This is a genomic window from Klebsiella sp. PL-2018 (genome assembly GCF_019048985.1).
GTDB lineage: Bacteria > Pseudomonadota > Gammaproteobacteria > Enterobacterales > Enterobacteriaceae > Klebsiella > Klebsiella michiganensis.
The window spans coordinates 4,576,349-4,591,994 of sequence record NZ_CP077673.1 but is presented as its reverse complement, the minus strand read 5'-3'; the positions used below and the strand labels follow the sequence as shown (position 1 = coordinate 4,591,994).

General features: G+C 58.7%; 17 protein-coding genes. 4 read left to right on the top strand and 13 right to left on the bottom strand.

Annotated elements, in window-relative coordinates; all coding sequences use genetic code 11:
* Positions 1-8 precede the first annotated feature (8 nt).
* Entirely contained in the window at positions 9-320 is a 312-nt protein-coding gene (locus MKleb_RS21510; protein ID WP_025106451.1) for a FaeA/PapI family transcriptional regulator, read from the top strand.
* Between the two features lie 291 nt (positions 321-611).
* Here the strand turns inward: MKleb_RS21510 and MKleb_RS21505 are convergent, their stop codons facing one another.
* A complete protein-coding gene (locus MKleb_RS21505; protein WP_129897099.1) occupies positions 612-848 on the bottom strand; it encodes a hypothetical protein in 237 nt (78 codons plus the stop codon).
* 439 nt (positions 849-1,287) lie between these two features.
* Between MKleb_RS21505 and fucO the strand changes: the two genes are divergently transcribed.
* Positions 1,288-2,439 carry a lactaldehyde reductase gene (gene fucO, locus MKleb_RS21500; protein ID WP_025106452.1) on the top strand — a complete coding sequence of 384 codons (1,152 nt, stop codon included), beginning with the start codon at positions 1,288-1,290 and terminating at the stop codon, positions 2,437-2,439.
* A gap of 108 nt (positions 2,440-2,547) precedes the next feature.
* Here the strand turns inward: fucO and MKleb_RS21495 are convergent, their stop codons facing one another.
* From MKleb_RS21495 to MKleb_RS21475, 5 genes are all read right to left on the bottom strand, one after another.
* On the bottom strand, positions 2,548-3,327 hold the full coding sequence (locus MKleb_RS21495; protein WP_025106453.1) for a heme ABC transporter ATP-binding protein: 780 nt from the start codon (positions 3,325-3,327) through the stop codon (positions 2,548-2,550).
* Positions 3,320-4,315, bottom strand: coding sequence for a FecCD family ABC transporter permease (locus tag MKleb_RS21490; protein WP_025106454.1), 996 nt, complete (start codon positions 4,313-4,315; stop codon positions 3,320-3,322). The genes MKleb_RS21495 and MKleb_RS21490 overlap by 8 nt, the downstream gene beginning before the upstream one ends.
* The gene (locus tag MKleb_RS21485; protein ID WP_025106455.1) at positions 4,315-5,133 is read right to left on the bottom strand and encodes a heme/hemin ABC transporter substrate-binding protein; all 819 of its coding nucleotides are present in this window, start codon (positions 5,131-5,133) and stop codon (positions 4,315-4,317) included. The genes MKleb_RS21490 and MKleb_RS21485 overlap by 1 nt, the downstream gene beginning before the upstream one ends.
* Positions 5,130-6,170: a hemin-degrading factor gene (locus MKleb_RS21480; protein WP_014226550.1), complete on the bottom strand. Its 1,041-nt coding sequence runs from the start codon at positions 6,168-6,170 to the stop codon at positions 5,130-5,132. The genes MKleb_RS21485 and MKleb_RS21480 overlap by 4 nt, the downstream gene beginning before the upstream one ends.
* A gap of 71 nt (positions 6,171-6,241) precedes the next feature.
* Positions 6,242-8,611: a TonB-dependent receptor domain-containing protein gene (locus MKleb_RS21475; protein ID WP_025106456.1), complete on the bottom strand. Its 2,370-nt coding sequence runs from the start codon at positions 8,609-8,611 to the stop codon at positions 6,242-6,244.
* Between the two features lie 215 nt (positions 8,612-8,826).
* Between MKleb_RS21475 and MKleb_RS21470 the strand changes: the two genes are divergently transcribed.
* Entirely contained in the window at positions 8,827-9,111 is a 285-nt protein-coding gene (locus MKleb_RS21470) for an Rdx family protein (protein ID WP_004853555.1), read from the top strand.
* 76 nt (positions 9,112-9,187) lie between these two features.
* Positions 9,188-9,538, top strand: a complete 351-nt coding sequence (locus MKleb_RS21465; protein WP_014226548.1) for a nitrous oxide-stimulated promoter family protein — start codon at positions 9,188-9,190, stop codon at positions 9,536-9,538.
* A 65-nt stretch (positions 9,539-9,603) separates the two neighbouring features.
* Here MKleb_RS21465 and sitD read toward each other — a convergent pair whose 3' ends face one another.
* The 7 genes from sitD to MKleb_RS21430 all read right to left on the bottom strand — a co-directional run bounded on the left by sitD (position 9,604) and on the right by MKleb_RS21430 (position 15,646).
* A complete protein-coding gene (gene sitD / locus MKleb_RS21460) occupies positions 9,604-10,458 on the bottom strand; it encodes an iron/manganese ABC transporter permease subunit SitD (RefSeq protein ID WP_025106457.1) in 855 nt (284 codons plus the stop codon).
* Entirely contained in the window at positions 10,452-11,300 is an 849-nt protein-coding gene (sitC, locus tag MKleb_RS21455) for an iron/manganese ABC transporter permease subunit SitC (protein WP_014226546.1), read from the bottom strand. The genes sitD and sitC overlap by 7 nt, the downstream gene beginning before the upstream one ends.
* Complete coding sequence (locus tag MKleb_RS21450; protein ID WP_014226545.1) at positions 11,297-12,118, bottom strand: manganese/iron ABC transporter ATP-binding protein; 822 nt, start codon at positions 12,116-12,118, stop codon at positions 11,297-11,299. Before MKleb_RS21450 ends, sitC begins: the two co-directional genes overlap by 4 nt.
* On the bottom strand, positions 12,115-13,032 hold the full coding sequence (locus tag MKleb_RS21445; RefSeq protein WP_014226544.1) for a metal ABC transporter substrate-binding protein: 918 nt from the start codon (positions 13,030-13,032) through the stop codon (positions 12,115-12,117). The genes MKleb_RS21450 and MKleb_RS21445 overlap by 4 nt, the downstream gene beginning before the upstream one ends.
* A 178-nt stretch (positions 13,033-13,210) precedes the next feature.
* Entirely contained in the window at positions 13,211-14,173 is a 963-nt protein-coding gene (locus MKleb_RS21440) for a LacI family DNA-binding transcriptional regulator (RefSeq protein ID WP_025106458.1), read from the bottom strand.
* A gap of 56 nt (positions 14,174-14,229) precedes the next feature.
* The gene (locus MKleb_RS21435; protein WP_025106459.1) at positions 14,230-15,144 is read right to left on the bottom strand and encodes an ROK family protein; all 915 of its coding nucleotides are present in this window, start codon (positions 15,142-15,144) and stop codon (positions 14,230-14,232) included.
* 187 nt (positions 15,145-15,331) lie between these two features.
* Positions 15,332-15,646 (bottom strand): PTS lactose/cellobiose transporter subunit IIA, encoded by a 315-nt coding sequence (locus MKleb_RS21430; protein WP_014226542.1) that lies wholly within the window; start codon positions 15,644-15,646, stop codon positions 15,332-15,334.

The following is a 15,646-nucleotide window of genomic DNA, read 5'->3' as shown; positions in this document are numbered from 1 at the left end:
GCTGACTCATGAAGATTTCATTTTCACCCTGTACCCCGCATTCACATCAAAATTCTGTGGCTGCAGTTGAAAGTTTACGAGTATTGATGAGTTCAATGGGCATCAATAAATTCTCCGGGGTAATTGTACCAGAGCAGGAGTATATTCTTTATGTATTGAAAGAACATGAACCTGAAGGGTTACTTACTCGTGAATTAGCGGACAGGTGCGAAATGTCAATTTATAAAGTCAGACATTTACTACTGCCGTTGGAGAAGTATGGTCAGGTGATTAGAATAAAAGTTAATAAGCATCATAAATGGTATTTTTATAATAAATAATATATGTCAAGGGCTATATTAACAAGAGGTAATGTTGTTTGCAATAAAGATAGAGATCTTGACTGTTTTTTTTATGTTTTTAGATTATTAACAAATAATATCTCGCAAATGATAGAGAATATTCTTAATAATGAGAACTCGCGACTCTTATGAAAAAGATGTTTTGCTATCGACCGGCCGATAAGCAATTATGAATAATGACAGATAATTCTTATAATAGATGTTTAATCGATAGCCAACGACCTGGGATGGCCGCTTTGTTGAGGAAATGATGCTTTTGTTTCTAAAGTGTTAAGTTGACGATATGACTATCTGATGCACTTGATGTTGGCGGGCGGTGAGATAAGGAGATGGATAAGAAAGAGATATAGAGAATAATCGACGGCAGTTTTTAACGCACGCCGGCTTAAGCGCCATGAGACCCTCCTGTTTCTGTTGTGCTTCTGCAGAGATATCTTTTTGGCTATACGAATGCGTATCGGCAGTAAAAGATAAAATAATGTGATCCAGTTCAATAATATCCATCATGAGATAATATCTTTCTCAGGTCTATACCCTAAATAATTCGAGTTGCTTAAAGGCGGCAAGGGAGTGACAAATTCGTCGGGAACGAATTTGACCAGCCGAAGGCTGGCCTCCGGTGAGAGGCAGGAGCCTCTCATTAGTCCCCGGGAGCATAGATAACTATGTGACTGGGGGGAATGAGCGTAGCCAACACATAAGCAACTTGAAGTATGACGGGTATATATTACTGTTGGTGTCCCTGGGCGTCATTAAAGTTGATGCTCGCTGATGTCCAGTATGCTGGACAGATCTCATGACTAATGTGCGATGGGTTAATTAACTGCAACAGCGTGCCGGGCAATTAGGGTGTTATTTGATATGAATTAATAAAATGGCTGCGCCAGTCACGTTACTGTAGGGCTAAATATTATGGTTATCAAACACTCGAATTGAGGGAGCACAAATGGCTTACAGAATGATTTTAAACGAAACCTCTTATTTTGGCCCAGGTTCGATTCGCTGTATCGTTGATGAAGTTAAAAAACGCGGCTTCAAAAAAGCGCTGGTGGTCACGGATAAGGATCTGATTCGTTTTAACGTCGCAACAAAAGTTTTTGCTATTCTCGATGAAGCCGGGCTGCCTTACAGCATTTTTGATGAGGTGGTCCCGAATCCCACGATTGAGGTTGTGCAGCAGGGCGTAGAGACGTTTAAACAGTCGGGCGCCGACTACCTGATCGCTATCGGCGGCGGCTCACCGCAGGATACCTGTAAGGCGGTAGGCATCATCATTAATAACCCGGAGTTCGCCGACGTCCGCAGTCTCGAAGGCGGAGCGGAGACGAAAAACGCCGCCGTGCCGATGATTGCGATCCCAACCACCGCCGGTACGGCAGCCGAAGTCACCATCAACTACGTGATTACCGACGTACAGAATCGCCGCAAATTTGTTTGCTACGACCCGCACGATATCCCGGTAGTGGCGATCATCGATGCCGAGATGATGAGCAGCATGCCGGCCAGCCTGAAGGCGGCGACCGGCGTCGACGCGCTAACCCATGCGATTGAAGGCTACATCACTAAAGGCGCATGGGAACTCACCGACATGCTGCATCTGAAGGCTATCGAGGTGATTGGCCGCTCGCTGCGTGCTTCCGTTCAGGGCGAGGCACAGGGCGCGGAAGGGATGGCGCTGGGGCAGTATATTGCCGGAATGGGCTTCTCAAACGTTGGTCTGGGGCTGGTCCACGGTATGGCCCACCCGCTGGGCGCGTTCTACGGTACGCCGCACGGCGTGGCTAACGCGGTGCTGCTGCCGCATATCATGGCCTACAACGCCGAATATACTGGCGAAAAATATCGCGACATCGCGGTGGCCCTGGGCAACAAGCAGGCGTCAACTCTGCCGATTGCCGAAGCGCGTCAGGCAGCCATTGAGGCGGTGGCGCAGCTGAATCGCGACGTCAATATCCCGGCGCGCCTGCGCGATGTCGGTATGAAAGAAGAGGATATTGATGCCCTTGCGGCGGCGGCTCTGGCGGACGTGTGCACCGGCGGCAACCCGCGTGACACCAATCTGGAAGAGATTAAAGCGCTGTATCGGCAGATCTTCTAATTTGGCAATCGCAGCGAAGCCGGTAGACATACCGGCTTCGCTGTTCAGAAAGGAACGTTTTCACAGGGCGGGGCGTTAGCCGCCGCCCGGCATAATCATTTCATCAGTTCACGGCGCCAGATAGACCTGCGGAACGGCCGCATCGGGATGTTCCCCCATGCTGACCTCCGCGCCGTACCAGCGGCTGATAATCGGCTGCTGGATCACCTCCTGCGGCGTGCCCTCGGCTACCAGCTTCCCCTGATACAGCAGCAGAATCCGGTCGGCCCACAGCGCCGCGAGGTTCAGGTCGTGCAGCACTATGCAGACGTGCAGCCGGCTGCTGCGGGTCAGGCGTTTGAGCAGGCGCAGCAGGTGCTGCTGGTAATAGAGATCCAGCGCCGAAGTGGGCTCATCAAGAAACAGCCAGCCCTCGGGGGCGCCATCGCGCCACAGCTGTGCCAGACAGCGGGCCAGCTGCACCCGCTGCTGTTCGCCGCCGGAGAGGGAAGGGTAGCGTCTCCCGGCCAGATGATCGCAGCCGGTCTCTTCCATCACCCGGCGGATGATCTCCTCATTTGCTACGCCGCCCCACGGCGAACGGCCCATGGCGATAACCGTCTCAACCGGCCAGTCGGCGTGAAGCTGGGTACGCTGCAGCATCACCGCCCGGCGGCGGGAAAGCGTTTCTGCCGACCAGCTCTCCAGCGGACGGCCCTCCACCACCCGTTCGCCGGCGTCGGGCGTTAAATAACCGGTCAACAGGCGTAGCAGGGTTGATTTACCGGCGCCGTTGGGGCCAATCAATGCCGTCATTCCACCGCCGCAGAGCTGGAGCGAAACATCATGAATAATCTGCCGGTTACCCAGACGCAGCGACAGCGAACGCGCGCTATAGCGGTTATCCATGGGTCCCTTTCTCCCGACGAAAAATCAGCCATAGAAACCACGGCGCGCCGAGTACGCTGGTCAACAGCCCGACCGGCATCTCGGCGGGGGCGGCAACGGTACGCGCCAGCGTGTCGGCCAGCAGCAGTAACATCGCGCCGCACAGCAGCGAACCGGGGACCAGGCCGCGATGGTCCGGCCCCAGCCACATCCGCATCAAATGCGGCACGACCAGACCGATAAAGCCGATAATGCCGCTGATAGCCACCGCCGACGCCACCAGCAATGCGCTGCACAGCAGCAGTAGCCGCTGCAGGGCGCGAACGTTGACGCCGAGGTAGTGCGCTTCTTCATCGCCCAGCTGCAGCAGGTTAAGCCGTGAAGCCATCGCCCACACCACGAGGGAAGCCGGGATCATCAGCGTGGCCGCCACCAGCAGCGTCGACCATTCCGCCTGCCCGAGGCTGCCCATCCCCCAAAGCGAAAGCTGGCGCAGCTGGGTATCGTTGCTGATCCACGCCAGTACCCCGACCAGCGCGCCGCACAGGGCGTTAATGGCGATGCCGACCAGCAGCAGGCGCGAAAGCGAGGCGTCTCCCGCCCGGCTGAGGATAAAAATCACCACCATCACCGCCATGCTGCCGATAAACGCCGCCAGCATCGGGGCGTACAGCGCCACGAGCAGCGGCACCGACAGAGGCAGCACCAGCCAGCAGGCGACCGCCAGCGCCGCGCCGCCGCTGATCCCTAACAGCCCCGGATCGGCGAGGGGGTTGCGAAACAGCCCCTGCATCACGCAGCCGGAGAGCGCCAGCGCGGCGCCGACCAGCAGCGCCAGCAGCACTCGCGGCAAACGAATGGTCAGCCAGATGTTTCTCAGGATCTCATCGCCGGAGGGCAGCAGGCTGGCCAACGGCAGACGCATGGCGCCCAGGGTCGTGGCGAGCAGCGTCAGGACAATCAGCAGCAGCGTCATTAACCACAGATTACGGGCAGGGTGGGAGCGCATCAGGGCAGCTGCTCCGCTTTTTGCCGCAGCGCGAGCACCGCCTGCGGGGTGCGCGGACCAAAGCCGAGCAGGGCCATATCATCTATCACCAGTACCTGCTTATGGCGTCCCGCAGGCGTCTGCGCCAGCCCCGGCAGCTTCCAGAGCCCGGCTTCGCCGCCCATGCCTTTCAGCCCATCGGCGGAGATCACCACCAGGTCCGGTTTACTGGCGATAACGCCCTCCTGCGACATGCTGCGATAATGGTCGAAGCTCTGCATGGCATTTTGCAGCCCGGCCGCCCTGATTGCGCCATCCGCCGCGGTTTGTTTCCCGGCCACCATGGTATTCATGCCGCCGTGGCTGAGAATAAACAGCACCCGCTTGTTCACGGGCTGCGACGGAATTTGCGCGATCTGCTGATGAACCTTCTGGCGCAGGGCGTTACCTTCGCTCTGCTTACCAAGGGCGTCGGCAATCACGCCAATTTTTGCCTCGATTGCCGGCAGGTCGTAGCCGCCCGGGACGTTGATCACCTTAACCTTATTCTCTTCAACCTTTTTCAGCACCAGCGAGGGCTGCGCCTGGGCGCTGGCCAGCACCAGCGTCGGCCGCAGGGAGAGGATCCCCTCGGCGTTCAGCTGGCGGATATAGCCCACATCCGGCAGGCTCTGCGCGGCGGCAGGCCAGGTGCTGGTGCTGTCTTTTGCCACCAGCTGCCGCTGGGCGTCGAGGGCGTAAACCACCTCCGTGACGTCGCCGCCGAGTGACACAATCCGCTCGGCGGCGGCGCTGGCCAACAGCGGAAACGCCGCAAGTAATATCAGCCAGCGCTTCATGCGAGTAGCCCTTCGGTGGTCAAACGATCGACCTGCGCACGCCACTGCGCCTGCTCCGGGTGGCCTTCGCTGCGTTGACCGAACAGCTGTGCGATCTGCGTGCCGTCTTTGGCGAACAGCTCGACGCTGGTGACGTGGCCGTCAGAGGTCGGTTTGCGGGTCACCCAGATCTCATCCACGCTCTCCTCGCGCAGATGCAGGGTAAACGCGGGGTTGAAGATATTCAGCCAGCCGCGCATCGGGGCGACCTTTTCCAGCGCGCCGGTGAAGATCTGCACGCAGCCGCGGTTGCCGACAAAAATCATGATCTCGTTGCCATCCTGGCGGATCGTTTCCAGCAGGCCCGGCAGCGTCTGGGTGTCAATGCGGCAGGCGAGGTCGTCGCTGACCAGGCGGAAAGCCTGCTGGCGCGACAGGCTATATTTTCTCAGCAGGCCGAAGAACTGGTGAACGTCGGTCATGGCCCGCCATTCATTTTCCAGCGCCGCCGCGTCGGCGGAGTCGGCATATTTCAGCGGTTCGGCCGGGCGAATCGCCAGCGGGGCAGGCGATTGCTGCGTATGCCCGGCAATCAGCGCATCCCAGGCCGCCATGTCGGTATTGCCGGTGGTGTAAACCTTGAGCAGCGCGTCGCCGTGCGGATCGAAGAACTGGATGCTCTGGCGGCCGTTGTCGTTCAGGCGAAAAGCGCTGGCCCACTGGCTGAGAAACAGGCGCAGATCGAGGGCGCGCGGATTGAGCACCAGCCCGGCGTGGCCGCTCAGATGCTGATGGGTAAATTCGCCGACCTGCTCATGCACCGCGTATTCGTTGCGGCAGATGCATTTGGTTTCCCCCACGGTTTCCAGCGCCGTCAGAATGGCGCGGGCGTCGTCCTGCAGACGTACGGCATCGTAGCCCAGGCGGGCTTCGGTCAGCTCGGCTTCGCTGATCCCCATTTCGGCGGCGATATCGCGGGCGTATTTCGCGGAAGATTGCGCTTTCGTGGTCAGATAGCGCTGCCACAGCGGGGTATGTTGCGGTTGGGTGTTTTGCATAATTCACATCCTTCTCTACGATGAGTTTCCCCGGCGCGCGGCCGGGGAGCAGGTTTCTTATTATTGGCCGATCAGAAATCGACGTTCACGCCCAACTGCCAGGTGCGGCCAGGCATCACCGCCAGCGCTCTGTCGTTGGCGTCCTGGTTCGTCGCCGTTTCGATATTGCGGCTGCTCAGATAATCCCAGTATTTACGATCGGTAATGTTGTATACGCCGCCGTTGACGCGCACGTTCTTCGCGACCTGCCAGTACGCGGTCCAGTCCAGCATGCCGTAGCCCGGAACGCGCATATACTCGCTGGTCGAATCGGTAATCGCGGAGCCGGAGTTGGTATAGCTTTCGCGGTTGGTGGCGGTGGCGCGCTTGCCCTTAACAAAGGTGGCGGTCAGCGCGGTGCCGTACACTTTTGCCGGATCGTCCCACGCCACGCCGACGATGGCCTTCATTGGCGCGACGCTATCGAGGTCGACGTACTTATCGCCGCTGTAGCTGGATTTCGATTGCCCTTCACTATAGCCGTAAGCGAGGGTGGCACTCAGGCCGTTAACCTCTTCAAACCAGGTGCCAAAGTTGAATTTAGCGCTGATTTCGCCGCCGTAGATGTACGCTTTATCGCGGTTTTCCGCCTGGTAAATGGTGTAGATGTTCGACGGTACGTTAGTGAACTGCGTCGGATTATTGGCGCGGGTGTAGCGGGTATAGGCGATAAAGTTCTTATAGGTGTTGTAGAACAGCGCGGTGCGCATGGTGATGCCCTCCGTCACTTCGCCCTTCATCCCCCACTCAACGTTATCGCTGGTTTCGGTTTTCAGATCGGTGTTGCCGATCAGCGCATACTGGGCGCGTCCGGCGTAGCTGGAGCCGAGGTTCCACGAACCGTATAGCTGGCTGGCGTTCGGGAACTGCGCGCCGCGCTGATATTGCAGATAAGTCATCAGGCGCGGGGTGATATCGTACTGCAAGACCAGCGACGGCAGCGCCTGGGTATCAGCGTTCTTACCGTACAGATTTGACACGTCGGAACCGGTCAGCACGCTGCTGTTGTTGGCCAAATCGGAGACGTTTTCCGGTTTGGTCGACTGATGCATCACGCGAATGCCCGGGATAACCGCAAAGTTATGGCCGTCGAGGTCGAAGTTAATTTTGTCCTGCAGGAAGCCGGCGACGATATAGCCGCGGCTGTCGGCGTCCGGCTGCATAATCTGGCTATAGGCGCTCGGGGTTGGCGACTGGGTTAACGGCCGCTGGGTTTTCGTCGTGCTGGCGTTAAAACCGGCGCTCAGATCGTGACGGCCTATCGATTTCGCCAGCGCGCTCTGAATCCCCCAGGTGTCGGTATCGTAGTCGGAGCTCACCGTTTGCATCGCGCGGGTGACGCTGTCCGGCATATATGTCCAGTCATGGGCCTCGGTATGCTGGTAGTAGACTTTGGTCGATACGCTGTCGATATAGTCGTTCATCGGCGTCCAGTCGTCTTTCAGGCTCAGGCCCCAGCGGCGGGTCTGGCTGGTCTGCTTTGACGTACCGATAACGCTGTTGCCGCTGGAGTCCCAGGCGTCGTAATGCGTGTGGTTCGTTTTATGGTAATAATCGAAGGTGCTGGTGAACTTATGTTCGTCATTCGGCTGCCAGATCCCGGAGGCCATAAAGGCGTCCGAGTGCCAGTTTGCCGGATAGGAATCAACGGTCCCGCTGTTATTTTCCGTCTCCTGACCGTCGCGACGGCTGTAGACGAAGATCCCGCGCAGGGTCTCGTCGCCGCCGGCGACCGTGACGCCGTTGTGCCAGCTGCGATCGGACGAGTCGTAGCCGCTGCGGTAGCCGAAGGCGCTGGTTTTGCCCGGATGCAGATAGTCATCCGCGGATTTCGGGCGGAAAGAGACGTTGCCGCCGATGGCGCTGTTGGCGGTTTCCGTTGATGTCGCCCCGGACTGAATATCGATGCTGCCGTACATGTAGGGGTCAATATAGTCGCGGCCCATACCGAAGGTATTAAGGCCCGCGCGGCTGGCGTAGCTGCGCCCGGTGGCGTTCGGCTGGGCGATGCCGTCGACGTCGATCCCGACGCGGTTGCTCTCCATGCCGCGTATGTTGTAGCCGGTATAGCCGCCGCGGTCGAAGCCGCTTTTGCCGTTGCCGGAACCGCCGCTGGCGCCGGTGGCGCTAATGAGCGGCTCGTAGCGCATGATCGAGCCAAAGTCGTTGGCCCCTTTATCCTGCAGCTCCTGAGCGCCGATCGAATGTTCGCTGCCCGCTTTCAGCAACGGCGCCGGCGCGGTAACGGTCATCCGTTCCGAGCTGTCATCAGTCGATGCGCTGCTGGTGGTTTTCGCGGTGGTATCAGCCGCCCCGGCGGAAGTCTGATAAATTGCTGTAAGCAAAGAAGTCACCAGCAGGCTTTTCTTGAACCATGCTGTTGATTGAGTGGAGTTATACATAGTAGCCACGCCTTAATCATTATTAGTATTGGCTCACGCGTTACTTCCAGAGTGCAGGTGTGTCCGGTTATTCCGTTACTGGACGTTTTTTCTCCATGCTTGTTGATTGCGAATGGTAATGATAGGTATTATCGTTTGCAACAAAATAATCATGTTATCTTCAATTAATCTGCAAGTTGTTTACAATTTGCCCTTTTACCGACAGCGAGAAGCCGATGAGCCATAAAGCCGCGATTACCATCACCTACTGTTCGCAGTGCAACTGGATGCTGCGTGCCAGCTGGATGGCACAGGAACTGCTGCACAGCTTTAGCACCGATATCGCTTCGGTCACGCTGGTTCCGGGAACCGGCGGGATCTTCGTGGTGGCCGTTGATGATGTGCAAATCTGGGAGCGCAAGCAGGATGGCGGTTTCCCCGACGCGGCGGAGCTCAAGCGCCGGGTGCGCGATGTGTGCTTCCCGGAAAAACCGCTGGGGCACGTGGATAAACCGGCATAATCCTCAGGGAGTATGGGGCTGCATCGTCCTCTCTGAATGTGTATTATGAATGCATCTTTATCGGAGGGAACAGGCGATGGCGGGCAAACGTATTGCGCGGGAAAAAAAGACCATTAGCAGCATGATTGCGCTCTACCAGCGCCGCTGCCCGGATGCCCGCGACGACGCCGAACACTATCAGGCGCTCAACGGCTATGCCGACAAGCGGCTGGATAAGTGCGTATTTGGCGAAGAAAAGCCCGCCTGCAAGCAGTGCCCGGTGCACTGCTATCAGCCCGCGAAACGCGAAGAGATGAAGCAGATTATGCGCTGGGCGGGGCCGCGGATGCTCTGGCGGCACCCGATCCTGACGATTCGCCACCTGATCGATGACAAACGCCCGGTGCCGGAGTTACCGGAAAAGTATCGGCCCAAAAAGCCGCAATAAACTCCCCGGCTCGCGCTGCGCTTAGCCGGGCTACAATTCGTGCGGTCTGTAGCCCGGGTAAGGCGTCAGCCGCGACCCGGGGCTTCGCCGGAACGAGCCGTGGTTTGACTATCGCGAACCGACGTCCAGATAAACGCGATAACGAATAGAACGGTAAACAGCACCACAATGGTCGGCGCCGGGGCGCTGTCGAGATAAAACGACAGCCACACGCCGCCCAGCGAACAGCTTAACGCTATCGCCACCGCCAGCAGCAGGGCGCTGACAAAACGCCGCGTCAGCAGCAGAGCGATCGCCCCCGGCGCTATCAGCAGCGAAATCGACAAAATGATCCCCACCGCTTTCAGCGTCGCCACGATGGTCAGCGCAATCATGCATAGCAGCCCATAATGCAGCAGCCCGCAGCGCAATCCGCTGGCCTTCGCCTGCTGCGGATCAAAGGCGTGCAGCAGAAAATCACGCCACTTAAGCCCGATTATCAGCGCAATCGCCAGCGCGATCAGCGACGTTTGCGCAATATCGCTGGCGGAAATACCCAGCATGTCGCCAAACAGAATATGATCGAGATGGACCTCCGACTGAATCGACACGTACAGCACCAGGCCCGCGCCAAACATCCCGGAAAAGACGATGCCCATGATCGTATCGCGCTTAATGCGGCTGTTATCGTCGAGATAACCGGTGGCGATGGCGCAGAACAACCCGGCGATAAACGCGCCGATGGCGAAGGGGATACCGAGGATATACGCCACCACCACGCCCGGAAAAACCGCGTGGCTCATGGCATCGCCCATCAGCGCCCAGCCTTTGAGCACCAAAAACACTGACAGCAGCGCGCAGGGGACGGCAACGATCGCCGCCACCAGCATGGCGTTGACCATAAAGGAGAACTGGAAAGGTTCAATCAGCGCGCTCAGCATGAGGCCTCCCTGGCGCGGCGACGGCTGGCGAGCAGGCCGTGCTTCGGCGCGAAAACAAAAGCGGCTAAAAACAGCAGCGTCTGGGCGACGACGATAATCCCGCCGGTCGCCCCGTCCAGATAGTAGCTCAGCCACGCGCCGAAAAAGCTGGTCAGGCTGCCAATCGCGACGGCAATCGCCAGCAGGCGCGGGAAGCGGTCGGTCAACAGCCAGGCTGTGGCCCCGGGCGTCACCACCAGGCAAATCACCAGAAACGCGCCGACGGTCTGCAGCGCCGCCACGGTACAGGCCGCCAGCAGAGTAAAGAACAGCAGCTTCAGCGCGGTGGTATTCAGGCCAATGGAACGAGCGTGGTTCTCATCGAAAAAGGTCACCATCAGGTCTTTCCACTTCAGCAGCAGAATCGCCATCGAAATAGAGCCAATCGCCGCCAGCTGGATAATATCCTCCGGGGCGATGGCCAGAATATTGCCGAGAATAATGGTCTGGATATTCACCGAAGTGGGGTTCAGCGACACCATAAACAGGCCAATACCGAAAAAAGAGGAGAAGATCAGGCCGATAATCGCGTCTTCCTTCAGCTTCGAACGCTGGTTAAGAAACAGCATGCTGCCCGCCGCCAGGCCGCCGGAAAGAAACGCCCCCAGCGCGAAGGGCAGACCGAGCATATAAGCGCCCGCCACGCCGGGCACGATGGAGTGGGAGAGGGCGTCGCCAATCAGCGACCAGCCTTTAAGCATCAGGTAGCAGGAGAGAAACGCGCACACCCCGCCCACCAGCGCCGAGACCCACATCGCGTTCAGCATATAGTGATAACCAAACGGCTCCAGTAGCCAGCTCATCTTTCGCCTCCCGCCGCCCGACGGCTGATAAACGGCCGCTCATCGTCGGTGATAATCCGCTCTTCCGCGCCGCTCAGCACCACGTGGCGCAGCACGCCGCTAAACGCCAGTTCGAGGTTTTCGGCGGTAAAGGTGCTTTCCGTCGGGCCGCTGGCCAGCACGGTGCCTTTGACCATCACCGTGTAGTCGCAGAACTCGCTTACCGAGCCGAGGTTATGGGTGGAAACCAGCATGGTGCAGCCTTCGTCGCGCAGTTCCCGCAGCAGCTCGATGATGCGCGCTTCGGTCTGCACGTCGACGCCGGTAAAGGGTTCATCCAGCAGAATGACTTTTCCCTGCTGAGCGATAGCGCGGGCCAGAAACACGCGCTTTTTCTGCCCGCCGGAGAGTTCGCCGATCTGGCGGTGGCGGTACTCGCTCATGCCGACCCGCGCCAGGGCGGCGTCGACAATCTCATGGTCGCGCGGTTTGGCCCGCCGTAGCCAGCCCATATGGCCATAGCGCCCCATCATCACCACATCTTCCACCAGCACCGGGAAGGACCAGTCCACCTCTTCCGCCTGCGGAACGTAGGCGACGAGGTTCTGCCGCAGGGCGCGATTAACCGGCTGACCGAGAATCGCAATATCGCCTTTTCCGACGCGCACAAAGCCCATCAGCGCTTTAAACAGCGTCGATTTTCCCGAGCCGTTCACCCCGACCAGCGCCGCGATGGCGCTGCGCGGGACGCTAAAAGAAGCATCGCGCAGCGCGGTATGACCGTTGCGGTAGGTGACGCTGACGTTGTTGACCGCGAGGCCCGGCAGCTCGTGACTCATGCCTGTTTCCTTAGTCCGTCGTTGATGCCCTGGACGATGGTTTGGGTGGTGACGCGCAGCAGGTCGAGATAGGTCGGCACCGGGCCATCGGCGGCGCTCAGAGAGTCGACGTACAGGACGCCGCCGTAGTGGGCGCCGGCTTCCCGGGCCACCTGACGCGCCGGTTTATCAGAGATGGTGCTTTCGCTAAAGATAGTCGGGATCCGCTCTTTCTTCATGGTGTCGATGGTTTTGCGCACCTGCTGCGGGGTGCCCTGCTGGTCGGCGTTTATCGGCCACAGATAGCGCTCCTGGAGGCCGTTATCGCGTGCCAGATAGGAGAACGCGCCCTCGCTGGTCACCAACCAACGCTTATCCTGCGGCAGCTTCGCCAGTTCCGCCTTCAGCGGCGCCATGGTCTGGCGGATCTTCTCTTTGTAGGCTTCGGCGTTGTGGCGATAGGCGTCGGCGTTCGCAGGATCGTATTTCACCAGCGCGTCGCGAATATTATCGACGTAGATCAGCGCATTGTCCGCCGACATCCACGCGTGCGGGTTGGGTTTGCCGTTATACGGCCCTTCGCTGATGCCCATCGGCTGAATGCCGTTGCTGACCACCACTTCCGGTACGCCGTTTAAGTGCTGATAAAAGCGGGCGAACCACAGTTCAAGGTTCAGGCCGTTGGCGAGGATCAGCTGCGCGCCCTGCGCGCGTTTGATATCCCCGGGGGTCGGCTGATATTCATGGATCTCGGCCCCCGGTTTGGTGATGGAGCTGACGTCGGCGGCGTCGCCCGCGACGTTTTGCGCCATATCGGCGATCACCGTGAAGGTGGTAATCACTTTAAATTTCTCTTTTGCCTGGACGGGGGCGACGGCCAGCAGCGCCAGCGTGGCGGCAAACATCAGATGCTTCAGGGGTGGCAGGTGCAGCATAAGGTCCCTCACAACGTTGCGGTTAATTAATCATCATTTATAGCCATTGCTATGTTATATAGCACAAGCTATTTATAAATGAAAATAATTCTTATTTAGATGTGAGGCGAATGATTAGCGTGCGAACCCGCGGCGGGAGAGGAAAAGGCCCGGCCACGCGGAAGGCCGGACGCTGAAATCAGGAGAGATCGGCCACCGACTGGCGGGGGATCAGGCGGCCCGCCAGCGTGCGCCCTTCGGGAGAGAAGGTGGGGCGCTCGTCAATCAGGTTGCGGATACGCTGCAGGCAGTTCTCCATCAGTTGCTCCAGCGGCCAGGAGATACAGGTCAGCGGCGGATTGAGCAGCGAGGCGAGGGGAGAATCTTCCAGGCTCAGCAGCGAGACCTCCTGCGGTACGGCAACGTTGAACTCGCGCAGCAGGCGCATCGCTTCGGCGGCGTAGCGGTCCCGTTTCACGATAATCACCGAGTATTTGCTGAAGCTATTAATCAGCGTCAGCAGCGCCTGTTCAACGTTATCGTTGGCCGCCAGCATCAGCTGCCGGTTAAAAGGGATGGAGTAGTTTTGCAGGACGTTGCGATAGCCTTCGAGCATCTGGCGGCTGGCGTCATCGCTGTCGTTATCAACGATCAGCGCGATATTGCGATGGCCCTTGCCGATCACGTAGCGGCAGGCGCTTTCGGTGGCAAAAGCGTAGTCGTAGCCCTGATTATTGACCCCGGCAATGCTGAAGCGGTCAAAGGAGATCACGTTGCGCGGCGCATCCGCCGGCACGGCGCCGAGCACCACCACCGCCACGCACTGGCGCTGTAAATCGTCGACGACCGCCGCCTGTTCCGCCGCATCCGTGACGTACTGAACTATCAGGTTTTTATTCAGCCCCTTCAGCGCTAGCGAGAGCATCGGCAGCAGGCGCGCGCCGCTGCTGTCATCGTTCGCCGGGATCACCAGCCCCACGTGATTGGATGTCTGACTGGCGAGGTTTTGCGCGGCAAAGCTCGGGCGGTAGTTAAGTTCCTCTACCGCGCGCAGCACCGCTTCCCGGCTCTCTTCGCGCACGCCCCGCGTGCCGGTCAGCACGCGGGATACCGTCGCTCGCGAGACATTCGCTAATCTTGAAACATCATCAATGGTTGGCATGGCATTTTCTGTCTGAATATTTTCGCCTAGCTTAGCATACCTGCTGAAAAAAGTGTCTACCGCCGACCGGCTTCAGCGTTGGCCAGAACCGGCAGCCAGGCCGCGCCGCGCACGCCGCTGGCGTCGCCGAAGCGGGCCTGTTTGATCTGCGTTCGGCAGCTGTCGGAAAAGAGATACGGGACAATCGCCGCCGGCAGCTGCTCATAGATTTGCCCGACGTTGGAGAGCCCACCGCCCAGTACAATCACCTGCGGATCGAGGATATTGATTACCGACGCCAGGCTACGGCCGAAAGCGTCAATAAAATGCCGCCAGTGGGCCAGCGCCTGCGGTTCGCCGTTTTGCGCGGCGGCGATAATCGCTTCCGCAGGCGCCTGCTCGCCGTAGCGGCGGGCAAAGCCGGTACCGGAGATAAAGCTTTCGATGCAGTTCTCTTTGCCGCAGTAGCAGGGCTGCGCCGGGCCGTCGCGCTCGGGGCGGTACTCCGGCAGGGGATTGTGTCCCCATTCGCCAGCGATGGCGTTAGGCCCGCCGAGCAGCCGTTGGTTCACCGCAACGCCGCCGCCGCAGCCGGTACCGATGATAACGCCGAATACGGTCGTTGCCCCCGCGCCCGCGCCGTCCACCGCCTCAGAGAGGGTGAAGCAGTCGGCATCGTTCGCCATCCATACCGGTTGACCAAGTTCCCGCATCAGGTCATGACGCAGGTCGTGGCCGTTGAGCACCAGACAGTTACAGTTTTTAATCAGGCCGCTTTGCGGGTCGATAGCCCCCGGCAGGCCGATGCCGAGAGTAAACGGCCGTTCGCTCCAGTCGCGGACGGTCGCAATCAGTCCGAGCAGTTGCTGCATAAACGCCTGATAACTCTCTTTATGCGTCGGACGGCGCTGGCGATAGACGCATTCGCCCGCCGCGTTGAGCAGGACGGCTTCCATTTTGGTGCCGCCAATGTCTAAACCCAGATGTAGCATGGTTGTCCTTAATTGTGGTCGACGGTTTCCCGGGCCGCTACGCGTGTAGTTCAGGTAGCCCGGCTAAGCGCAGCGCGAGCCGGGAAGTCAGCCAGCCAGGTGACATGAGCATTTACCGTTTTCCCGGGTTGCGGTGTAAACGCCTTACCCGGGCTACGTCATCTCCTCTCCCCGGAGAGGGGGAACCCTACGCGTGCAGCGGTCGCGAGCGGTAAATGGCGATCAGTTCGCCGATCAGCTCTTTCGCCAGAATCGAGGTCATCAGATGATCCTGAGCGTGAACCATCACCAGAGTCATTTTGGTTTTACCCTCGCCTTCGTCGGCCTCAATCAGCTGGGTCTGTACCAAATGCGCCTCGCGGGCAAAATGCGCCGCTTCTTTCATTTTTTCGTCGGCGGCGGCGAAATCACCCGCTTTAGCGCAGCTCAGCGCTTCGTAACAGAGACTACGCGACTGCCCGGCGTTGATGATGATACCCATTACCTGTTCTTCTAATTCCAT